This window comes from Ruegeria sp. AG1, from assembly GCF_056541705.1.
Genome location: NZ_JBQFYU010000004.1, coordinates 96,258 through 117,003, shown reverse-complemented (window position 1 = coordinate 117,003; position 20,746 = coordinate 96,258). Strand labels below are relative to the sequence as shown.

General features: G+C 59.1%; 18 protein-coding genes and 2 tRNA genes. 13 read left to right on the top strand and 7 right to left on the bottom strand.

Annotated elements, in window-relative coordinates:
- The first annotated feature begins 38 nt into the window (after nucleotides 1-38).
- The gene (locus tag ACR0B5_RS07005; RefSeq protein WP_480539483.1) at nucleotides 39-950 is read left to right on the top strand and encodes a pirin family protein; all 912 of its coding nucleotides are present in this window, start codon (nucleotides 39-41) and stop codon (nucleotides 948-950) included.
- 24 nt (nucleotides 951-974) lie between these two features.
- Here the strand turns inward: ACR0B5_RS07005 and ACR0B5_RS07000 are convergent, their stop codons facing one another.
- Nucleotides 975-1,562, bottom strand: a complete 588-nt coding sequence (locus ACR0B5_RS07000) for a TetR/AcrR family transcriptional regulator (protein WP_480539481.1) — start codon at nucleotides 1,560-1,562, stop codon at nucleotides 975-977.
- A 99-nt stretch (nucleotides 1,563-1,661) separates the two neighbouring features.
- On the opposite strand from ACR0B5_RS07000, the gene ACR0B5_RS06995 reads away from it, so the two are divergent.
- From ACR0B5_RS06995 to ACR0B5_RS06970, 6 genes are all read left to right on the top strand, one after another.
- Complete coding sequence (locus ACR0B5_RS06995) at nucleotides 1,662-1,910, top strand: hypothetical protein (protein WP_170677845.1); 249 nt, start codon at nucleotides 1,662-1,664, stop codon at nucleotides 1,908-1,910.
- Nucleotides 1,911-2,036: 126 nt separating this feature from the next.
- Nucleotides 2,037-3,323, top strand: coding sequence for a homoserine dehydrogenase (locus ACR0B5_RS06990; RefSeq protein ID WP_480539479.1), 1,287 nt, complete (start codon nucleotides 2,037-2,039; stop codon nucleotides 3,321-3,323).
- Nucleotides 3,324-3,394: 71 nt separating this feature from the next.
- Entirely contained in the window at nucleotides 3,395-4,378 is a 984-nt protein-coding gene (gene glpX / locus ACR0B5_RS06985) for a class II fructose-bisphosphatase (protein WP_480539477.1), read from the top strand.
- 92 nt (nucleotides 4,379-4,470) lie between these two features.
- Nucleotides 4,471-6,213, top strand: coding sequence for a single-stranded-DNA-specific exonuclease RecJ (gene recJ, locus ACR0B5_RS06980; RefSeq protein WP_480539475.1), 1,743 nt, complete (start codon nucleotides 4,471-4,473; stop codon nucleotides 6,211-6,213).
- A gap of 108 nt (nucleotides 6,214-6,321) precedes the next feature.
- Nucleotides 6,322-6,396 (top strand) — tRNA-Glu (locus tag ACR0B5_RS06975).
- Nucleotides 6,397-6,422: 26 nt separating this feature from the next.
- A tRNA-Glu gene (locus ACR0B5_RS06970) sits at nucleotides 6,423-6,497 on the top strand.
- A 271-nt stretch (nucleotides 6,498-6,768) separates the two neighbouring features.
- Here the strand turns inward: ACR0B5_RS06970 and ACR0B5_RS06965 are convergent.
- Nucleotides 6,769-8,172 carry an MATE family efflux transporter gene (locus ACR0B5_RS06965; RefSeq protein WP_480539473.1) on the bottom strand — a complete coding sequence of 468 codons (1,404 nt, stop codon included), beginning with the start codon at nucleotides 8,170-8,172 and terminating at the stop codon, nucleotides 6,769-6,771.
- A gap of 314 nt (nucleotides 8,173-8,486) precedes the next feature.
- Between ACR0B5_RS06965 and ACR0B5_RS06960 the strand changes: the two genes are divergently transcribed.
- The 4 genes from ACR0B5_RS06960 (at nucleotide 8,487) to ACR0B5_RS06945 (ending at nucleotide 12,012) form a co-directional block, all read left to right on the top strand.
- On the top strand, nucleotides 8,487-9,047 hold the full coding sequence (locus tag ACR0B5_RS06960) for a TRAP transporter small permease subunit (RefSeq protein WP_480539846.1): 561 nt from the start codon (nucleotides 8,487-8,489) through the stop codon (nucleotides 9,045-9,047).
- A complete protein-coding gene (locus ACR0B5_RS06955; RefSeq protein ID WP_480539471.1) occupies nucleotides 9,044-10,372 on the top strand; it encodes a TRAP transporter large permease in 1,329 nt (442 codons plus the stop codon). Before ACR0B5_RS06960 ends, ACR0B5_RS06955 begins: the two co-directional genes overlap by 4 nt.
- 65 nt (nucleotides 10,373-10,437) lie before the next feature.
- A complete protein-coding gene (locus ACR0B5_RS06950) occupies nucleotides 10,438-11,478 on the top strand; it encodes a TRAP transporter substrate-binding protein (protein ID WP_170376212.1) in 1,041 nt (346 codons plus the stop codon).
- Between the two features lie 111 nt (nucleotides 11,479-11,589).
- Nucleotides 11,590-12,012: a VOC family protein gene (locus ACR0B5_RS06945; RefSeq protein ID WP_170665402.1), complete on the top strand. Its 423-nt coding sequence runs from the start codon at nucleotides 11,590-11,592 to the stop codon at nucleotides 12,010-12,012.
- An 86-nt stretch (nucleotides 12,013-12,098) separates the two neighbouring features.
- Here ACR0B5_RS06945 and xylA read toward each other — a convergent pair whose 3' ends face one another.
- The 4 genes from xylA to xylF all read right to left on the bottom strand — a co-directional run bounded on the left by xylA (nucleotide 12,099) and on the right by xylF (nucleotide 16,597).
- Nucleotides 12,099-13,406, bottom strand: coding sequence for a xylose isomerase (gene xylA, locus ACR0B5_RS06940; protein ID WP_480539468.1), 1,308 nt, complete (start codon nucleotides 13,404-13,406; stop codon nucleotides 12,099-12,101).
- Between the two features lie 9 nt (nucleotides 13,407-13,415).
- The gene (locus tag ACR0B5_RS06935; protein ID WP_170551730.1) at nucleotides 13,416-14,213 is read right to left on the bottom strand and encodes an ATP-binding cassette domain-containing protein; all 798 of its coding nucleotides are present in this window, start codon (nucleotides 14,211-14,213) and stop codon (nucleotides 13,416-13,418) included.
- Nucleotides 14,213-15,511 (bottom strand): sugar ABC transporter permease, encoded by a 1,299-nt coding sequence (locus ACR0B5_RS06930; protein ID WP_170376204.1) that lies wholly within the window; start codon nucleotides 15,509-15,511, stop codon nucleotides 14,213-14,215. Before ACR0B5_RS06930 ends, ACR0B5_RS06935 begins: the two co-directional genes overlap by 1 nt.
- 66 nt (nucleotides 15,512-15,577) lie before the next feature.
- A complete protein-coding gene (gene xylF, locus ACR0B5_RS06925; protein ID WP_170677484.1) occupies nucleotides 15,578-16,597 on the bottom strand; it encodes a D-xylose ABC transporter substrate-binding protein in 1,020 nt (339 codons plus the stop codon).
- Between the two features lie 153 nt (nucleotides 16,598-16,750).
- On the opposite strand from xylF, the gene ACR0B5_RS06920 reads away from it, so the two are divergent.
- Together ACR0B5_RS06920 and ACR0B5_RS06915 are read left to right on the top strand one after the other, a co-directional pair.
- A complete protein-coding gene (locus ACR0B5_RS06920; RefSeq protein ID WP_480539466.1) occupies nucleotides 16,751-17,968 on the top strand; it encodes an ROK family protein in 1,218 nt (405 codons plus the stop codon).
- Complete coding sequence (locus ACR0B5_RS06915) at nucleotides 17,958-19,469, top strand: CRTAC1 family protein (protein WP_170677480.1); 1,512 nt, start codon at nucleotides 17,958-17,960, stop codon at nucleotides 19,467-19,469. The genes ACR0B5_RS06920 and ACR0B5_RS06915 overlap by 11 nt, the downstream gene beginning before the upstream one ends.
- Here ACR0B5_RS06915 and ACR0B5_RS06910 read toward each other — a convergent pair.
- Entirely contained in the window at nucleotides 19,463-20,746 is a 1,284-nt protein-coding gene (locus ACR0B5_RS06910) for a cytochrome-c peroxidase (protein ID WP_480539464.1), read from the bottom strand. The two genes, ACR0B5_RS06915 and ACR0B5_RS06910, sit on opposite strands and share 7 nt — an antisense overlap.

Below are 20,746 nucleotides of genomic sequence, written 5' to 3'. Positions count from 1 at the left end.
CCGGGCATACATGCTGCAAACAAATGAAGGAGGTCGCCATGTCCCTCAGACCCACATTGGAAACACGCAAGGCCGTACCGACGATGGAAGGTGCGGGCGTCAAGCTGCATCGCGCCTTCGGGTTTCAGGACCCTTCCGAATTGGACCCGTTTCTGTTGTTCGACGACTTTCGCAATGAGCGCCCGCAGGACTATCAGGCCGGCTTTCCCTGGCATCCTCATCGCGGGATCGAGACGATCACCTATGTGCTGTCCGGTACCGTCGAGCATTCGGATTCGCTGGGCAACAGCGGGACGCTCGGTGCGGGTGATGTGCAATGGATGACGGCGGGGTCGGGCATTCTGCATCAGGAAATGCCGCACGGCAATACGTCGGGCCAGATGCATGGGTTTCAGCTCTGGGGCAACCTGCCCTCGGATCAGAAAATGACCGCTCCGCGCTATCAGGACGTTCAGGCCAAAGAGATCCCCGAGGTCATCGACGATGACGGTACAACAGTGCGCGTTATCGTGGGAGAGTTCTGGGGCAAAACCGGCCCGGTGGACGGTATTGCTGCAGATCCCCAATATCTGGACGTGCAAATTCCGGCCGGTGTCAAAAAGACCTTCAAGATCGACACCTACCGCCGGGCCTTTGCCTATGTGTTCCAAGGTCAGGCGGCCTTTGCCGATGCGTCCCAGCCGACCGGAGTTTTATTGGAAAAGGAAGTCGCCGGACAAGAGGTCAACATCCGCGACATGTCCGGAGACCGCACTCTGGTGCGGTTCGGCACCGGGGATGAGATCACGGTTCAGGCCGGGCCCGAAGGTGTTCGCTTTCTGCTGATCTCGGGTGCTCCGATTGATGAGCCTGTAGCTTGGCACGGACCCATCGTCATGAACACGCGTGCCGAATTGGAACAGGCGTTTTGTGAGCTCCGCAATCGAACCTTCATTCGCCCTGCCCACTAAAGCCAAGCCTGACCCGATTATGGGTCAGGCCGTCACTGCGCGGCGAACCATGTCCCAATAGATCTGCTCGACCTCGTCCAGCGATAATCGCCCACCCGAGCGATACCAGGTCATCACACCATTCAGCATCGCAATCACCGCCAGCGTGGCGATCTTGGTGTCCGAGATCGCGAAGTGACCGGCTTTCTGGCCCTCACTCAAGATCCGCTCCAGAGAATCCTCGTAGGCGCGGCGCAGATCCTCGATCTCTGCGAAGTTGTCCGGCGTCAGGTTGCGCAGCTCCATATAGGCGATGAAAACCTCGTCGGGGCGTTCCAGATGAAACCGGATGTGGAACCCGACAAAGCGGCGCAGAGCCTCTTGCGCATCGCCGGTTTCACCAAGGGCATCATAGGCTTGCTGCAACTCCTGCATGTGGTCGCGCATCAGGCGAAACAACAAGCTTTGCTTGTCGGGCGTGTAGTTATACAGCGCCCCGGCCTGAACGCCGACCTCTTTGGCGATCTGGCGCATCGAAACGGCGGCATAGCCATGGCGCGCAAAAAGACCCAACGCTGCATTGCGGATGCGCGGGCCGGTTATGTCCGAATGTGATCCCTGTGTACGAGCCATGGACCGACACTATCTGAACGTATGTTCAGATAGAACCCCGCTTGAACAGATCGGGTAAAAGAGGCATCACAAGACCAGTCCCTTGTGAAAGCACCTGTTATGAAGCGCCTGCCAGTTCTGGTTCTGATCCTGACCCTTGCCGGATGCACAAACTTCCCTGAGTTGGAAGGCAGCGAATCCCGCGCGGTCAAGACGGCGCCTTACCCCAAGCTTTTGCCCCTACCCAACGTTCTGGGCGCGCCTGCCGATCCGGTCAGCGAAGCATCTGCCGTTGAGCAGGACCTTAGTGCCCGAAGCGAGGCTTTGGCGAAGAAAGCCGAAGCGCTGCAAAACGCTCAGATCAACTAAAGATCGGCTTTTCCCAGCCCCTGCTGGCGCGTGACGGATTGCGCCCGTGCCCTGAACCAGCTAAGGCAGCGCTGAACGGGTAAAAGGCCCGAAATCAGACTGGTGCGAGCGAAAGGAACCCACGGGATGACACAGGCGCTGCGGCTTGGAATTGTGGGCTTGGGAACTGTTGGTGTGGGTGTTGTCCGGATTGTCCGGCGTCATGCCGATCTGCTGCAGTCACGCACCGGACGCCCGATCGAAATCGTCGCCGTCTCGGCCCGCGATTCAAGCAAGGACCGGGGCGTGAACCTGTCAGATTATGCGTGGGAAACCGACCCTGTGGACCTGGCGAAACGCGATGACGTGGACGTGTTTGTCGAGTTGATGGGCGGCGAAAACGGCCCGGCCAAAGCCTCGGTCGAGGCAGCGCTGGCCAGCGGCAAGGATGTTGTCACGGCCAACAAGGCCCTGCTGGCCATCCATGGTCAGGAGCTGGCCGAAAAAGCCGAAGCCGCAGGCCGCGTGATCCGGTTCGAGGCCGCCGTCGCCGGAGGCATCCCGGTGATCAAGTCCCTCACCGAAGGTCTGGCTGGAAACGAGATCACCCGCGTGATGGGCGTGATGAACGGCACATGCAACTACATCCTGACCCGCATGCAATCGCAGGAAAAAGGCTATAACGCGCTATTCGATGAATGCGCTGAACTGGGTTACCTCGAAGCGGATCCGAACCTGGATGTTGGGGGCATTGACGCGGCGCACAAACTGGCCCTGCTGTCTTCAATCGCGTTTGGCACGAAGCCGAATTTCGACGGGATCGAGATTGAAGGCATCCAGCACATCAGCCTCGACGATATCCATCAGGCACATGACATGGGCTACCGGATCAAGCTGCTGGGTCTGGCCCAACGCACTGCACGCGGTCTGGAACAGCGTATGCAGCCCTGCCTCGTGCCCAGCGACTCGCCGCTTGGTCAACTCGAAGGCGGCACCAATATGGTGGTGATCGAAGGCGACGCAGTTGAACAAGTGGTACTGCGCGGCCCCGGAGCGGGCGAAGGACCAACCGCAAGCGCAGTGATGGGCGATGTTTGCGATCTGGCACGGGGTCTGAAAATCTCGACCTTCGGGCGCCCTGCGTCCAGCCTTCAAGACGCCACCCCAGCCATCACAGGCCTGCCTGCGCCGTATTACCTGCGTCTGGGCTTGCTGGACAAACCCGGAGCGCTGGCCAAGGTTGCGGCCATTCTGGGAGATGCGGGCGTGTCGATTGACCGGATGCGGCAGTACGGCCACAGCGACAGCACAGCCCCCGTTTTGATTGTCACGCACAAAACCACGCGGGCCACTCTGGATGTGGCGCTGGACGGGTTCCGGACGACCGATGTTGTCGCGGGCGAGCCTGTCGCGCTGCGCATCGAACAGGTCTGAACCCTTGCAGCCTGCGCCATCCGCAGGCTATGCCAGACGAAACGCCATTGCCTGCCAAAGGAATACAACGCATGAACCCTGCCAAAATCGATTTTAACGACCGCCTGCTGTCTTTGGGCCTAGCACGGGTCGCGGAACAGGCCGCGCTTGCCTCGGCCTCGCTGGTGGGGCGTGGTGACGAGAAAGCTGCCGACCAGGCCGCCGTGAACGCGATGCGCGAGCAGTTGAACCTGCTGGACATCGCGGGAGTCGTAGTCATCGGCGAAGGCGAGCGTGATGAGGCCCCGATGCTCTATATCGGCGAAGAGGTCGGCACCGGCGAAGGCCCCGGTGTGGATATCGCTCTGGACCCTCTGGAAGGCACTACGCTGACCGCGAAGGACATGCCAAACGCACTGACCGTGATTGCCATGGGCCCGCGCGGCTCGATGCTGCATGCGCCGGATGTGTATATGGACAAGCTGGCCGTTGGCCCCGGCTACCCCGAAGGCGTTGTCTCGCTCGACATGAGCCCGCGCGAACGTGTTGAGGCGCTGGCCAAGGCCAAGGGCTGTGAGCCGGCCGATATTACCGTTTGCATTCTGGAACGTCCCCGCCACGAGGCCATGATCGCCGAGGTGCGCGAAACCGGTGCCTCGATCCGTCTGATCACTGACGGCGATGTGGCAGGTGTTATGCATTGCGCCGAAAGCGAAACCACCGGCATCGACATGTATATGGGCCAGGGCGGCGCGCCCGAGGGCGTTCTGGCCGCTGCTGCTCTGAAATGCATGGGCGGTCAGATCTTCGGTCGCCTCCTGTTCCGCAACGATGACGAGCGTGGCCGCGCCGCCAAGGCAGGCATCACCGATCTGGATCAGATTTATGCTCGTGACGAGATGGTGACGGCGGATGTGATCTTTGCCGCTACTGGCGTAACCGGTGGCTCGCTGCTGCCGCGCATCAAGCGTGAACCGGGCTGGGTTGAAACCACCACCCTTCTGATGCGCTCAAAAACCGGATCGGTTCGCCGCATGTCCTACCGCACGCCAATGTGGTCGCACGACGAAGCCTAAGCGGCTTGCGCCGATACCTTCGGCGGGAGTATCTGTGCAAAGATGAAGAGGCCGGGTCCAAATGGGTCCGGCCTTGGCATATGAGAGGCGCGATGAGTTTTCTTGGGGTTGAGCAATCTTTGACAGGTCGGCGCTGGGTGGGGCCCGCGCCCGAGGTTGAGCGCGCGACTGAAATGTTGGTGCAGCAGGCCGGTTTGCCGCGTGCCGTTTGCCAAGTGCTGGCGCGGCGGGGCGTCCCTCCGATGGAGGCTGCCGGTTTTCTGGAACCAAAGCTGAAAGAGCTTTTGCCCGACCCACGCAGCATGAAAGATATGGAAGCCGCTGCGACCCGGTTTCTGAAAGCGGTGCGCGAAAAGCAGCGGATCGCAGTTTTTGCTGATTATGATGTGGATGGAGGCAGTTCGGCGGCGTTGCTGCTGGTCTGGCTGCGTCAGATGGGTCTGCAGGCGACGCTCTATGTGCCGGACCGCATCGACGAAGGCTATGGGCCGAACGTGCCTGCGATGCAATCGCTGGCAGCGGCGCATGACCTGATCATCTGCGTGGATTGCGGCACGCTGAGCCATGATCCGATCGCTGCAGCAAAAGGGGCTGATGTGATCGTGCTGGATCACCATCTGGGCGGTGAGACTTTGCCGGATTGTGTGGCCGTGGTGAACCCGAACCGGCAGGATGAAAGCGGCGATCTGGGCTATCTCTGTGCGGCAGGCGTTGTCTTCCTGATGCTGGTCGAGGCTGGCCGGCAAATGCGTGAGGCTGGCGCCAAAGGGCCGGATCTGGTGCCTCTGCTGGATTTGGTTGCGCTGGCGACTGTCGCCGATGTTGCCCCGTTGATCGAGGCGAACCGCGCTTTGGTCCGACAAGGTTTGAAGGTCATGGTAGGCCGTCAGCGCCCCGGCCTTGTGGCCCTGTCGGATGTCGCTCGTATGGATGCCGCGCCAAACAGCTATCACCTCGGGTTTCTTCTGGGGCCGCGGGTGAACGCTGGGGGACGCATTGGACAGGCCGACCTTGGAGCGCGGCTGCTCAGCACCGACTCTTTGCACGAAGCGCAGGCTCTCTCCGAACGGCTAGACGCGCTGAACTCTGAACGGCGCGATATCGAAAATGCCGTACGCGCTGCGGCGCTTGAGCAGGCGGAGGAGCGCGGTTTGGACGCGCCCTTGGTCTGGGCTGCTGGCGAAGGGTGGCATCCGGGCGTCGTCGGCATCGTCGCCTCGCGCTTGAAGGAAAACGCCAATCGCCCGGCGATTGTGATCGGCTTTGACGGGGATGAAGGCAAAGGATCAGGGCGATCGGTGTCGGGCGTTGATCTGGGGGCCTCGATCCAGCGGCTGGCGGCTGAGGGGTTGTTGGTCAAAGGTGGCGGTCACAAGATGGCGGCCGGGCTTACCGTCATGCGCGATCAGTTGGAACCGGCCATGAGGCGCCTGTCAGAACTGCTGGAAAAACAAGGCGCAGGTCAAGGCGGTCCCGCAGACATGAAGCTCGACGGGGCATTGATGCCCGGCGCCGCAACAGTTGAACTGATCGAACAGATTGAGAAAGCCGGGCCTTTTGGGGCCAGCGCCCCTGCCCCGCGCTACGCCCTTCCTGACCTGCAGGTGCGTTTTGCCAAACGGGTCGGTGAGTCGCATCTGAAACTCTCGCTTGCGGATGGTCTTGGCGGAGGGCTGGACGCGATCGCATTCGGAGCCTTCGACGGGCCGATGGGCGAAAAGCTCTCAAATCACGGTGGAGCGCGCTTTCATTTCGCCGGTCGGCTTGAGGTAAACACATGGGGTGGTCGCCAAAACGTACAGCTTCGTCTAGAGGACGCAGCCGAGGCGAAATGACAGGTTTCAAGGCAACGGTAGGACAGGTCAAAAAACTTTCGCATCCCTGCATTTTTCGGCTTGCGGGGGTCGGGGTGAAACCGTAAAAGGCCCTCCACAAGCTAGCGTGGCCCGTTCGTCTATCGGTTAGGACGCCAGGTTTTCAACCTGGAAAGAGGGGTTCGATTCCCCTACGGGCTGCCATTTTCGCTTGTGAGCCAAGGCTTAGTGGCCCGTTCGTCTATCGGTTAGGACGCCAGGTTTTCAACCTGGAAAGAGGGGTTCGATTCCCCTACGGGCTGCCACTTCACTAGCATTCAATATCTAGAAGAAAATCAGAAGTCTGGTTTCAATCTTGAATTGTTTTCTCTTTGTTGCCTCTTGCTGTGGCTTCTATTGATGCTTTTCCAGTTGTGGTTGCCCAACATCTATTTGTGCAAAACACTCAGGCAACCTTTCGTTATAGAACCCCAAACCTCCGCCAGATTATCTCGCTTTTCAACCGTTTCGATCTCAAACAGATCGTTGAATCAAACGGCTGACGCAGGGCTATGGTTCACCGGCACACGCCTGGTGCTACCAACCGCGACGGCCGAATAGGGAATGCAAGCGGTTCTGACCTGCAAACGGGTCGATCGCCTGCGAGCGCTCCAGACCAGAAACAACGCGGCCAACCAGTATCCAACTGATCGCGGCGAAGATGATGCCGCCGAAAGCCTGCCCCAACAGAACTCCGGACGCCCCGGCCAGTGCCGATCCGATTGAGGCAAAGACCCATGTGCCCACGGTGTGGCGACCCCAGTTGATCCATGTGGAATAGACCGGGTGGCCAAGGTTGTTGAAGCTGGCATTGGCGACGAAGATGACACCGTTGAAGAAAGACGCCAGCGCCAGAGGCCCGCAGAACAGGTAGATCAGCACGCGGGTCTCGCCCTCGGCCGCGAACAAATTCGCGATTGGTGCGCGCAACAGGAAAAGGACCGCCGCCATCCCAAGAACGTAGATCGCAGTAAATTTGATGCCGGCCAGAAAGGCTTCGCGCACGCGGGTGAACTGCTCGGCCCCGAAGTTTTGCCCGATGATGGGACCGATTGCCCCAGACAGCGCAAAGATGACCGAGAACGCCACGGGCAAAAGCCGCCCGATCACAGCCATTCCGGCCACCGCATCCGTTCCGTACTCGGCGATTTCACGCACGACGATGGCATTGCCGATCGGCGTTGCCACATTGGTCAGCACAGCCGGGATCGCGATGGCCCGGACTGGCTTAAGATCGGATGCGACTTGCCGCAGCGATGGGCGGGCAAAGCCTCGGTTGACACGCAGGGCGGGCCAAAGCGCAGCGGCGAGCATGCAAATCCGCGCCAGCACCGATGCAATCGCTGCACCGTCGAGCCCCAAACCAACCCCGAAGATCAGGATCGGGTCGAGAACCGCATTCACCACACCGCCATAGATCGTGGCCATCATGGATCGCCGGGCATCCCCATGAGCCCTCAGAACCGCCATTGCGACCATCGCAATCGCCATCACCCACATAGTCGGCAAAATGATTGACACATAGCGTGTGGCGAGCCTCAACACCTCGCCTTCAGCCCCCAATAACGACAACAGTGCGCTGAGGTTCCAAAGCACCAGAACCGGGGTTACCAGCCCGACGCACAGACCCAGCGTTGCCACGCTGGAGGCATATTTCCGCGCCTCCTCCGGCCGCCCTGCCCCCAAGGCCCGTGCCGTTAACGCTCCGGCCGAGATCGACAGGCCGATATTGATTGCATTGGTGAAAAACAGAAGCGTTCCGGCATATCCCACCGCGGCGGCCAACGCGTCATTGCCAAGCATCGAGATAAACACCATGTCGACGAAATCGACCGCAAAGATCGCCATCAGACCGATGCTTGTCGTCAAAGACATGCGCGTGACATGTCGCATCAGGCTACCACTCAGGAAAACGGCTTCGCCTTGGGATTGATTGGCCATGTTTTACCTGCTCTGCGACGGCGTTTGAGTTCTGTCACCTTCTCAGATGGCAGCGCAGCGTCAACTGTTTCGTTTCGCCCAAAAGGCGAGTCATTTTCGGGCAATCATCACTGAGTCGGGTTTTGCAAGCCCTGAGCCGAAGCCGTGCTTGACAGAATCCAACCATCTCGTTCTGATACCAGCGTGAGCAAAAACACTGAATCAAACCAATGCATTGCCCGGATCACGCGCTGCTGTCAGCATCGCTCTCGGCATGGTTGCGTTCGGTCTGATGACCCCAAACGCCTGAAAGTCTGCCTCTCGTGACAGGACCCATGATGACTTATGTGCGGTTCATCGACCGCGCCAACCGGATACTGGGTCGCGTGATCATGTATGGCATCTTCGTGATGATGGCGATCCTGCTGTATTCCTCGGTCTCCAAGACGTTCTTCGTGCCGTCCCTCTGGACGCTGGAAATGGCGCAGTTCGCAATGGTGGCCTATTACATGCTGGGTGGGCCTTACGCGATGCAGATGGGCGCGAATGTTCGGATGGATCTGCTCTATGGTGAATGGACGGACCGCAAGAAAAGCCAGATCGACGCGCTGACCGTGTTGTTTCTGATTACCTACCTCGGCTTTCTGCTTTGGGGCGGCTGGGACAGCCTGATGTATTCCTTCCAATATGGTGGAGAACGCTCCTCCTCGGCATGGCGGCCCTATATCTGGCCGATCAAGACCATCATGGTTATCGGCATCTTTCTGATGCTGCTTCAGGCGATATCGGAACTCTGCAAAGACATCCTGCGTCTCAAAGGCTTTGACATGGGCAAAAAGGATGATGAGCCCGTCCACATGGCCCCCGAAGACCTTGAAGGAGGGCATCGCGGGTGAGCTATGAACTGATTGCTGCGCTCATGTTCTCGACCATGATGCTGATGCTGCTGACCGGTCAGCGGGTCTTTGGCGCGATTGGCTTTGTCGCCGTAATCGCCGCCTTCTTCCTGTGGGGCGACCGCGGAGGATACGATCTCGGTTTTGCGGCGGCGATCAAGGTGATGCGCTGGTATCCCCTTTTGACCCTGCCGATGTTCATCTTCATGGGCTACATCCTGTCCGAGTCCCGGATTGCCGATGACCTCTATCGGATGTTCCACGTCTGGATGGGTGGACTGTCAGGAGGACTGGCCATCGGCACCATCGGCCTGATGGTTCTGATCTCAGCGATGAACGGGCTGTCTGTGGCTGGTATGGCGATCGGAGCCACCATCGCCCTGCCCGAGCTTCTACGCCGCAACTATGACAAGCTGATGGTCACCGGCGTGATACAGGCCGGATCGTCTTTGGGAATTCTGGTCCCGCCGTCGGTCGTGCTGGTCCTCTATGCCATGATCGCGCGCCAACCGGTCGGGCAACTCTGGCTGGCCGGCGTGATCCCCGGTCTGATGATGGCCACGATGTTCATCATCTACATCGCCATCCGCTGCCGCATAAATCCGGCGCTTGGCCCCGTGATGAGCGCGGAGGAACGCGCAGAGGTCACATGGGGCGAAAAGATGCGTCTGCTGGGCGCTGGCTTGCTGCCGCTGGGTATCTTCGCCGTGATGATGGTGCCCTTTGTCAACGGCTGGACCTCGTTGGTTGAAAGTTCGGCCCTTGGAGCCATCGCGGCTTTTCTGGCGGCCGTTCTGAAACGCCGCATGACGTGGCAGGTCTTTGAAACCTCGATCAAGCAGACCTTGGGCATCACCTGCATGTTCATGTGGATCATCCTGGCCGCGCTGGCCTTTGGCGCGGTGTTCGACGGGCTGGGCGCGGTCAAAGCAATTGAGAATCTGTTTACCGTTCAACTCGGTCTGAACCCGTGGATCATCCTGATCCTGATGCAGTTGAGCTTTCTGCTCATGGGAACATTCCTTGATGACACGGCCATGCTGGTCATCGTGGCCCCACTTTACGTACCGCTGGTCGGCGCGCTTGGGTTTGACCTGATCTGGTATGGCGTGCTCTACACGATCACCTGCCAGATAGCTTATATGACACCGCCTTTCGGGTATAACCTGTTCCTGATGCGGGCGATGGCCCCGCCTGAGGTGACGATCAAAGACATTTACCGCTCAATCATCCCGTTTGTCTGCGTGATGGCTGTGGCACTGGGATTGGTGATGACCTTCCCCGACATTGCATTGTGGCTTCCGGGCGTCGTCTACGGAAACTGAGCATACAAGAGAAGAAGCCGGATAAACCGGTTCGATTTCAACAAAAAGCACAGGAGAGGAAGACTATGACCACAACAAGACGCAGATTTTTACGCACTGCAGCTTTGGCCGCGCCTGCGACGCTGGCAGCGCCCGCAATCGTCAAAGCGCAGGCCCCGATCAAATGGCGCTTTCAGACCTACGCAGGGGGTGCATTGGGTGAGCATGTGACCAAACCGGCCATCGACTACATCAATGCCAATGCCAATGGCGAGCTTGAGATCGAGCTGTTCTATGCCGACCAGATCGTCCCCACCGGAGAGCTGTTCCAGGCGCTTCAGCGCGGCACCATCGACGGTGTGCATTCGGACGATGACTCGATGGCCTCGCCCACGCCGCTGCGCGTATTCGGAGGGTATTTCCCTTTCGCAACCAAGCACATCCTCGACGTTCCTGTCCTGTTCAACCAGTACGGTCTGGCCGATATCTGGCGCGACGAATACGCCAAAGTCGGTGTGCAATGGCTGTCCGCCGCCGGTCAGGACCCATGCAACTTTAACACCAAGAAGGAAATCACCTCGGTCGCTGACTTGGATGGTTTGAAGCTCTATACCTTCCCGACCGCTGGTCGCTTCCTTGCCAAGTTCGGCGTGGTTCCGGTGAACATCCCCTATGAGGACGCCGAAGTGGCCGTTCAGACAGGTGAGCTGGATGGCATGGCCTGGTCTGGCATCACCGAAGACTACACGGTCGGCTGGGCTGATGTGACCGACTACTTCCTGACCAACAACATCTCAGGCGCGTGGATCGGATCGTGGTTCGCCAACCAAGAGCGTTGGAACGAACTACCGGATCACCTGAAGTCTGTCGTGATGGCGGGTATCGAGGCTGGGCACACCTATCGGAACCAGTGGTACTGGGGTGGCGAAGCGGCGCTACGGGCCAATGGTGACAAGCTGGAGCTGCGCTCGGTTCCGCCCGGCGAATGGGCCGAGGTGGAGAACGCGGCCAAAGAATTCTGGGACGAGATTGCTCAGGAAGGCGAAGTGCACCAGAAGATCATCGGCATCTTCCAAGAGTATAACAGCGTCATCAATCAGGCTGGCGTGCCCTACAACTTCGAATAATGAAACGGGCGACCCCGCGTAAAGGGGTCGCCTTGCCAATTTGCCATCCACAGAAACCAACCGACATGCTAGAGGTCCCAAGACACCGAATGTTCAGGGCAAGGGCAGAGCATGAAACTGGAATTCCATCACATCAACTTCGTCGCCGATGATGTTGATCGCATGCACGATTTCTACACCAAAGTGCTGGGGCTGGACAACATCCCGCAAGACAATTTCCCACGGACTGAGGCCAATGAGGACAGCGGTTATGACGGCAAGATCCGCTTTGCGACCGAGGGCCACATGCAAATGCATCTGGCCGAGCGCGCCTTTGACGTCGCCTTCAAGAACGGGCAAGTGATCAACCCCGTGGAACGCGGCCATATCGCCTTTCGTACCGACGATCTGCCAGCGTTCCTGAAGCTGCTGGACGAGCGCGGCATCCCCTATTCTGACTACGGCACCACCTTCGCGAAAGAATGGCATCAGGTCTTCTTTCAAGACCCCGAGGGCAACGTGATCGAGGTTCATCAACAGGTCGACCCGAGCTAATAATCACGAAAAGGCCCGCGCACTCAGGTCGTGCAGCGGGCCTTTGAAAGAGTAGTTGGGCGGGAAGTCCGCCCAAGCGTGGCGGTTCAGACGAACCTGTTGACGTAGTTCTCGAGAATTTCCTGTCGACCGGAGCGAGGCTGCGGGTTGATATCCTCGGCTAGGACGCGGGCCGTGATCTCATCCAGACCAGAGGACAGCATGGATTGTGCAGTGTCCGACGACCAGCCCGCGTATCTGTCCGTCAGCGCGGCCTCTAGCCCGCCATCTTCGATCATGGCGGCGGCCGCTTTCAACCCGCGCGCGCAGATATCCATACCACCCACATGCGCGGCGATCAGATCCTCGGCGTCGATCGACTGACGCCGGATCTTCGCGTCGAAATTGGTGCCGCCAGTGGTGAAACCTCCGGCCTTCAGGATATGATAGTAGGCCAAGGCGACCTCGGGCGTGTTGTTGGGGAACTGGTCCGTATCCCAACCCGACTGATAGTCGTTGCGGTTCATGTCGATTGAACCCAGCATGCCTTCGGCCGTCGCAGTTGCGATTTCATGCTCAAAGCTGTGACCGGCCAGAATGGCGTGCCCCTGTTCGAGGTTCAGCTTGACTTCGTCCTCAAGGCCGTACTTGCGAAGGAAGCCAATGCAAGTGGCAGCGTCGAAGTCATACTGATGCTTGGACGGCTCCTGCGGTTTGGGTTCAACCAGAATGGCGCCCTTAAAGCCGATCTTGTGCTTGTACTCGACCACCATGTTCAGGAACCGGCCCATGTGATCAAGCTCAGCCCCCATATCGGTGTTGAGCAACGTCTCATAGCCTTCACGCCCGCCCCATAGGACGTAGTTCTCGCCCCCCAGCTTGTGGGTCGCGTCAATGCAGGATTTCACCGTGGCGGCAGCAAAGGCAAACACGTCCGGATCAGGGTTCGTGCTGGCACCGCCCATCCAGCGGCGATGGCTGAACATATTGGCCGTTCCCCAAAGCAGCTTGGTTCCCGAGACCTGCATCTTCTCACCGATATAGTCAGTGATCTCTTCCAGAGTTCTCAGGTTATCAGCGTAGTTGCCCTGTTCAGGTCGGATATCCGCGTCGTGCCAGCAGAAATAGGGCTGCCCGAGAATGTCGAACATCTCGAACGCGATGTCGGCTTTCATCTTGGCCCGGCCCATATCATCCTGCGGATGCCAGGGACGCTCAAGCGTCGGGCCGCCAAATGGATCGCCGCCTTCCCAGGCAAACGAGTGCCACCACGCGACGGCGAAACGCAGGTGATCCTCCATGCGTTTGCCCATGATGAATTCATCCGGATCGTAGTGACGGAAGGCGAGCGGGTTCTTGCTGTCTTCGCCTTCGTACCGGATCTTTTCGATCTCTTGAAAGAAACCACTCGCCATTGTCTTCCCTCACTCAGTCTTTTCGCCGGGCTTTTTGCCCAGAATAATCATCGACAGCAGATCATCATCGGTGACATCGGGGATGTCGACGGTTCCGACCAATTGACCGTTCTTCATGACCGAAGCTCGATCACAAAGCTCCATAACAGCATGCACATCATGGTCGATCAGGAAAATCCCAATCCCCTGCGCCTTGAGTTTCTGAATCAGTTCCGCAACCATCTGGGTCTCATGCGGTCCCAATGCAGCTGTGGGTTCATCCATGATCAGGATGCGCGCGTTGAAATACACCGCCCGGGCAATCGCAACCGACTGACGCTGACCGCCAGACAGGGCCGAGACCGGGTCATTGAACTTCTGGAAATTCGGGTTCAGCTGGCCCATGATCTTGCGGCACTCGGCCTCCATCGCGGCGTCGTTGACCAAGCCCATCGGTGTCACCATCTCGCGCCCGAGAAACAGGTTCGAGCTGGCGTCTAGGTTATCGGCCAAAGCGAGCGTCTGATAGATCGTCTCGATATTGTTGGCCCGCGCGTCCCGAGGGTTGTTGATCTCGACCTTTTCACCGTCGATCCGGATCTCGCCGCTGTCCATCTGGTAGGCACCGGACAGGACCTTGATCAGCGTGGACTTCCCTGCCCCGTTATGGCCCAGCAAGCCCACAACTTCGCCGGGGTAGAGGTCGACCGACACGTGATCCACCGCCTTGATGCCCCCGAAGGAAATCGAGATGTCGTTCATTTCGACCAAAGGTGGCTGGCCTGAACCGCGACCCGAATTTGTGTTCTGCGTTTCTTCAGCTTGCATCATTTCGCTCCCAAACGTTTGCGATAGACGATGTCGATATAGACAGCCAGGACGAGCACAGCACCGACGACGATGTTCTGGAACGGAGCATCCACGCCGACCATAGCCATCCCCGATTGCAGCGCCTGCATGATCAAGGCACCCAGTATTGCGCCATAGATCGTCCCCAGACCACCGGACAGGGCTGTCCCACCAATTACGGCTGCAGCAATAACACGAAGCTCATCCAGCGTACCAATGTCGTTCGAGTGGTTGGCCAGACGGGCCGAAGCCACAACAGCGGACAGCGCACACAGGAAACCCATCAAGGCAAAGATCTTGACGGTCATCATGCGGGTGTTGATACCCGAAAGCTCTGCCGCGTCGGGGTTGCCGCCAGTTGCAAAGATATAGCGTCCGAACCGGGTCTTGCGGGCCACGACGGTCAGTGTGACAGCTACCAGGATCAGGATCAGAACCGAGATCGGGATGCCGTAGCCGACGACCAGACCCTCGGGCATGATCTCACCGCGCGCTTCGAACATGCGCTCGAGCCGACGTGTCGGGATGGCGTAGCTGTTGACGATGAAGACATAGCCCATGATCGCGATGCCGATGATCCCGGCCAGCGTTGTTTCAGCCCAGACGGGTTTGACGGGGAAACCATGTGCGGCCTTGGACCGGCGCGCACTCCAGAGCGCCCAGATCGCGGCGGCTGTGGCGGCAAGGCCGAACAGAAGACTGGCCGTGGTGCCGAGCGTTCCGTTGGTGCCACCGAACATCAGGAACGTGCTGTCCAGCGGGCCAATGGTCTGGCCATCGGTCATGTACCAGGCGACGTTGCGCCAGACCAGAAACCCTCCGAGGGTCACGATGAAGGCGGGAATTGTCAGGTACCCGATCATCCAGCCTTGAAAGGCCCCGATCAAGGTTCCGACCGCAAGCCCTACGACCAGAGTGATCGCCCAGGTGGCCGGGTTGTTCAGGCCCATGCCCAGCATGTTCGGCAAAAGCTCGGTCTGGGTCATGGCCATCACGGCGGATGTCGTCGCCAGCAAGGCGCCGACAGAAAGGTCGATGTGGCGCATCACGATGATGAACACCATGCCACAGGCCATGATCGCAACCGACACGGTCTGAATGGACAGGTTGAACAGGTTGCGAGGGGTCAGAAAACGCCCATCAGTGACGATATTGAACCCGATGCAAAGGATGATAAACGCGCCGATCATACCCAATAGCCGCATATCCAGCTCAAGCTGCTGGAACAAGTTTTGCTTGCTTTTCTGGGGTACCGGCTGAGACGAAGTTTCGGTCATATCCGATCTTTCATGTTCAGCGATTGGGATCCCGGCCCGCCTACGCAGGCCGGGAATTATAGTAGTTTAGTTACAGGGGGCTGGGCCGTTTTCCACGCCCTGGCACAGGTCTTCCAGCGGAATCCAGCCTGCGTCCACAACAACCGAGAGGTTGTCTTTTGTGATCGGAACCGGTGCCAAGAAGACCGAAGTCATCTCGGTGCCACCGGGCGACGTCCAGCTGACCGCGCCTTCAACATCTCCTGCAGCCGTGCCACCACTCAGCGCGACTGCGATCTCGCCTGCGGCTTTGCCCAGTTCACGCGCGTCTTTCCAGACGGATACGGTTTGAGTGCCCAGCGCGACGCGGTTCAGCGCGGCATGGTCACCGTCCTGACCCGAGACAGGGATACCTTCCATGCCCTGCGCCGTCAGCGCAGCAACAACACCACCAGCAGTACCATCATTCGAGGCAACCACGGCGTCCACGTTGTTTTCGTTCGCCGTCAGAATCTGCTCCATGTTGCGCTGTGCGTTGGCGGGCAGCCAGCCATCGGTATAGGCTTCGCCAACAATTACAACGTCACCGCTGTCGACAGCGGCCTGAATGATCTCTTGCTGACCACCGCGCAGGAAGTCTGCGTTCGGGTCAGTCGGAGAGCCCTTGATCATGACGTAGTTACCCTTGGGCATTGCGTCGAACACCGCGCGGGCCTGCATGCGGCCAACTTCGACATTATCGAAGGTCAGGTAGAATGCACGGTCATCTTCGATCAGGCGGTCATATGCGATAACCGGGATACCTTCGTCTGCTGCGGCCTGAACCGCCGGGCCAATCGCCTGCGAGTCCTGTGCGAGGATGATCAGAGCGTCCACGCCCTGGGCGATCAGGCTTTCAATATCCGCCAGCTGCTTTGCAGAAGACGACTGCGCGTCGGCAGAGATATACTCGGCCCCACCCGCCTCAAGCGCGGATTTGATCGCGGCTTCGTCAGTCTTCCAACGCTCTTCCTGAAAGTTCGACCAGCTGACGCCAACGACGGTTTCAGCGAAGGCAGCCGTGCTCATCAGAGCAGCCGCGACTGAAATGCTTAGGAATTTCTTCATGCTTTCCTCCCGGTTGTTCGAGTCCCTTCGAAGTGATTCGAGGACTTCACCTACCTGAGTAGCACATTTATTTCAGTCGGCAAAATATTTATGCTATCGCTAACATGGGAATCTGACTAAGGTGAATGCCAAGATGAGATTCGCGAGGGCAAGATGCTGAAAAACAAAGCCTCTTCTATCTCTACCGAGCAGCGGAACGTAACGCGGCTGCGCGTGCTGGAGCATATCCGCCGCAAGGGGGCGATCTCGCGCATTGATATTGCCGGTGCTTTGCAGACCAGCCCCGCCACCGTCACCACCGCAACGGCAGACCTGTTGTCTGCGGGGCTGATCCACGAGGTTGAAGGCGACCCGCAGTCCGGGTCCCCACGGCGCGGGCGGCCCCGTGTATTGCTCAAGCTGAACGGTGGATCACTGCTGATTGCGGGGTTCAAGGTCACACGCCACTATGTCTCGGTTCTGATCGCAGATTTCGAAGGGCTCGAGATTGCGTCGATCAAATACCCGCTGGTCGAAGCCTGCATGACCCCGCTCGACTTTGCCAAAACCATCCGAAAGGCGCTGGAAAGAGCCTGCGCGGCTGCGTCCATTGCGATGTCGGATATCTCGGGCGTCTCGATCGGGATCGCGGGCCTGATTGATGCCGAGCATAACTTTGTCCATTGGTCCTCCTCGATCTCGGAACGGAACGTGCCCCTTGGCCCGCTTCTGCAGCAAGAGGTTGATTGTCCTGTTTTCATTGAAAACGACGCCAATCTTGTTGCAAAGGCGGAACAATTGTTCGGGTTAGGCAAAGGTCTGCGGAACTTCCTTGTCATAACGATAGAACACGGCGTCGGCCTAGGGATCGTGCTGGGCGGCAGGCTCTACCGGGGCGAGCGCGGATGCGGGGCTGAATTTGGCCATACCAAGGTGCAACTGGATGGCGCGCTCTGCCAATGCGGCCAGCACGGATGTCTTGAAGCTTATGTCGGGGAATACGCCTTGATCCGAGAGGCCTCGATTGACGGTCAGGATCGCGACCAGATCACCATTGCCGATCTGCATGAGAACGCGCAGTCCGGTGATCAACATGCCTTGTCCGTGCTAGACCGGGCCGGTCAGATGTTCGGCATGGGCGTTTCGAACCTGATCAACCTTTTCGATCCCGAATGCATTATCATCTCCGGCAGTCAGATCAGCTTTCAACACCTCTATTCCGAAGGTGTGATGGAGAGGATACGCGAGGGGGTCGTTAAGGTGGATGCCCCCCTGCCCGACATAAAAGTCAACCAATGGGATGACACCATGTGGGCAAAAGGCGCAATTGCCTATGCCATCGAACAGGTCTCAACCTTGAAGATACGCGAGATGCCGACCCATGCATCGTGAGTGCGCCCTCCTACTGGCAAGCGCTACAGTTGTTGCGGCCGATCAGCCCGTACCGAGCTTTAAGCAGATCGAGGTTGCCGCGCATGTCTATGACGGCGGGTGGGAACATTTCGTGGGCGGAGGCGTGGCGGTGTTCGACTGCAACGGCGACAACCTGCCCGACCTCTTCGCTGCAGGAGGATCAAACCCGTCCCAACTATTTCGCAACACCTCGGACGGCGATCTCTCTTTCCGCGTCGAAACGCCAGAGGCGCTGTCACTGACCGGTGTGACCGGGGCCTATCCACTGGATATCGACGGCGACGGCTTTCAGGATCTGGCGGTTCTGAGGGTTGGTGAAGACCTTTTGTTGCGCGGACAACCTGACTGTCAGTTTGCCCCTTTTGCCGATCTGAACTTTCAATCAGATGATCATTGGACCACTGGTTTCTCGGCCACTTGGGAGGACGGCGAGACGCTGCCAACGCTGGCCTTCGGAACCTATGTCGACCGTTTTGACCCTGAGGGCCCGTTCGAGACATGCGGTCCGACGCTCCTTTTTCGCCCCGAAGGATCAGGATACGGGGCGCCGTCACTGCTAGAGCCGGGCTATTGTTCATTGTCCATCCTGTTTTCCGACTGGGCGCGCACGGGTCGGGCGGATCTGCGGGTCAGCAATGATCGCCACTACTACGTGCGCGGCGGGCAGGAGCAACTCTGGGCGATGGAGGCTGAACCGCGGCTGTACACTGAAGACGACGGATGGCTGCCCTATTCGATCTGGGGAATGGGGATCGCCTCGCGCGATCTCACGGGGGACGGGTTCTCCGATGTCTACCTGACGTCGATGGGCGACCAGAAGTTTCAGGTGTTTGACCCCTCCAACGATAGCCCCACCTGGCGCGATGCGACCTATGAGAAAGGCACCACCGCGCACAGACCGCATGTGGGCGGCGATGGGCGACCTTCGACTGGATGGCATGCGCAATTCGGAGACGCCAACAACGACGGGCTGGACGATATTTTCGTGACAAAGGGCAATGTCGAACAGATGCCGGTCGCGGCCTTGAACGACCCGAACAACCTGATGCTGCAACAGCCTGATGGCACCTTTGTCGAAGCCGCTGCCGAGGCGGGCGTGGCCTCGATGGCCAAGTCGCGCGGCGGCGCTTTGGCCGATCTGAACAATGATGGCCATCTGGATTTGGTTGTCGTCAACCGGGGCGCGCCGTTGGAGGTTCACCAGAACACAACTAACGCTGGAAACTGGGTTCTTGTCGATGTCTCTCAGAACACCTCCAACCGTGCTGCGGTGGGCGGGTTTATCGAGATGCGAACACAGTCTGGCCTGCAGACCCGCGAGATCACCATTGGCGGAGGCCATGCCGGGGGGACCTCAGGCCTGCATCATTTCGGATTGGCATCGGCCGAGACGATCGAGCTTCGGATGATCTGGCCCGATGGCTCCACAAGCGACTGGCAGGCGTATGACGCCAACCAGATCATCCGCCTCCATCACTGATCCACAGGCAGCCCACTGGGAACGGTTTCGGGAACACCAAGCCTTTGGGCCGGATCTTCAAGGGTGTTCAGAAAACTGAGGATCGCGTTTACCTCATCGTCGCTCAACGCAACCGGGACCAGGCTGTTGGCGGCGGCGATTGCTTCGGTCGTCTCAATCAAGGCCCGCTGATCATCTGCACCCGGAAACTCGGGCAGACGTGCTTGTTCCAGCGAATACCGCTGCAACGACCCCACGGGATCAAGGTGGTGGCGCACCACATCCTCCAACTCGGCATAGGCACCGCTATGGCCATACGGGGCGGTCAGGGTCACATTGCGCAGTGACGGCGTGCGGAAGGCAAAGGCGTCACCGGCCTCACCGGTCACCCGCATGCGTCCATCGTCACGCGCGTGACTTTCGAACCGCGCACCTTTACCCGGCCCGATCTGAGGCATCGCGATGGCGTGGAACCCATGATCCGTCTGGAGCCATCCGGAATGGCAGGCGCTACACCCCGCCTCACCGTAAAACAGATCCAACCCTGCCTGCGCCTCGGGCGGCAGCTCTGCCTCTCCGCGCATCGCCTGATCAAACAGGCTGTTGTCGGCCCGCCATTCGAAGGCGATGAAATCTGCAAGCACGTTGGCGATCGTCGTAAAGGTGATCTCCTCGCCCGGCAGAGCGTCTTCGAACCGTGTCTGGTATTCGGGAATGGCTGCGACACGCGCGGCGATCAGGTCCCAGGCCCCGCCCTCTTGCGCCAGCAGACCCAGACGCACTGCTTTGCTGATTTCATTCTCGGAGTAATGCCCGGCCATCTCGTCCGGAGACAGCACCGGAAACATAGCCTGCGCCGCAAGGGCGGATTTGAACCCCGGCCGCATATGCGTTCCCAACGGAGTGCGGATGCCGTTCGGGCGGCTTGGGTCGGCCTCGAGCCGCCCGTCATGGAAGAAAACCGTGAACTCGTCCGCGCCAAGGTTCCACAAGGCCGGAGAGTTGCGAGGAATGCGTTGTTCCGGGCGGTTTTCGGGGTCCAAAGCACGTGTCACTCCCAGCCCGATGCCGCCCTCACCCACGCCCAGCGACAACCCGTCGGACGTGCCCAGACGCGGATGGTGACACGACCCGCAGCTGATGTTGCGATTTCCCGACAGGATCGGATCGTAAAACAGCAACTGCCCCAGCTCGACAACGGCCAGATCGGGTTCCGCGAATTCGGGGGGCGGGCCAAGCTCTAGCGCCTGCGCGGCCGAGGCCAATCCCATCATTCCAATCGCCGAAACTACCCTCAT

What these genes read in the sequence shown, in the direction of transcription:
- xylA (WP_480539468.1), bottom strand. Translation starts at nt 13,406, where the DNA reads ATGGCGAGTGGTTTCTTTCAAGAGATCGAAAAGATCCGGTACGAAGGC.
- ACR0B5_RS06935 (WP_170551730.1), bottom strand. Translation starts at nt 14,213, where the DNA reads ATGCAAGCTGAAGAAACGCAGAACACAAATTCGGGTCGCGGTTCAGGC.
- ACR0B5_RS06990 (WP_480539479.1), top strand. Translation starts at nt 2,037, where the DNA reads ATGACACAGGCGCTGCGGCTTGGAATTGTGGGCTTGGGAACTGTTGGT.
- ACR0B5_RS06920 (WP_480539466.1), top strand. Translation starts at nt 16,751, where the DNA reads ATGCTGAAAAACAAAGCCTCTTCTATCTCTACCGAGCAGCGGAACGTA.
- ACR0B5_RS07000 (WP_480539481.1), bottom strand. Translation starts at nt 1,562, where the DNA reads ATGGCTCGTACACAGGGATCACATTCGGACATAACCGGCCCGCGCATC.
- ACR0B5_RS06995 (WP_170677845.1), top strand. Translation starts at nt 1,662, where the DNA reads ATGAAGCGCCTGCCAGTTCTGGTTCTGATCCTGACCCTTGCCGGATGC.
- ACR0B5_RS06930 (WP_170376204.1), bottom strand. Translation starts at nt 15,511, where the DNA reads ATGACCGAAACTTCGTCTCAGCCGGTACCCCAGAAAAGCAAGCAAAAC.
- ACR0B5_RS06910 (WP_480539464.1), bottom strand. Translation starts at nt 20,746, where the DNA reads ATGAGGGTAGTTTCGGCGATTGGAATGATGGGATTGGCCTCGGCCGCG.
- glpX (WP_480539477.1), top strand. Translation starts at nt 3,395, where the DNA reads ATGAACCCTGCCAAAATCGATTTTAACGACCGCCTGCTGTCTTTGGGC.
- ACR0B5_RS06950 (WP_170376212.1), top strand. Translation starts at nt 10,438, where the DNA reads ATGACCACAACAAGACGCAGATTTTTACGCACTGCAGCTTTGGCCGCG.
- ACR0B5_RS06945 (WP_170665402.1), top strand. Translation starts at nt 11,590, where the DNA reads ATGAAACTGGAATTCCATCACATCAACTTCGTCGCCGATGATGTTGAT.
- recJ (WP_480539475.1), top strand. Translation starts at nt 4,471, where the DNA reads ATGAGTTTTCTTGGGGTTGAGCAATCTTTGACAGGTCGGCGCTGGGTG.
- ACR0B5_RS06915 (WP_170677480.1), top strand. Translation starts at nt 17,958, where the DNA reads ATGCATCGTGAGTGCGCCCTCCTACTGGCAAGCGCTACAGTTGTTGCG.
- ACR0B5_RS06960 (WP_480539846.1), top strand. Translation starts at nt 8,487, where the DNA reads ATGATGACTTATGTGCGGTTCATCGACCGCGCCAACCGGATACTGGGT.
- ACR0B5_RS06965 (WP_480539473.1), bottom strand. Translation starts at nt 8,172, where the DNA reads ATGGCCAATCAATCCCAAGGCGAAGCCGTTTTCCTGAGTGGTAGCCTG.
- ACR0B5_RS07005 (WP_480539483.1), top strand. Translation starts at nt 39, where the DNA reads ATGTCCCTCAGACCCACATTGGAAACACGCAAGGCCGTACCGACGATG.
- xylF (WP_170677484.1), bottom strand. Translation starts at nt 16,597, where the DNA reads ATGAAGAAATTCCTAAGCATTTCAGTCGCGGCTGCTCTGATGAGCACG.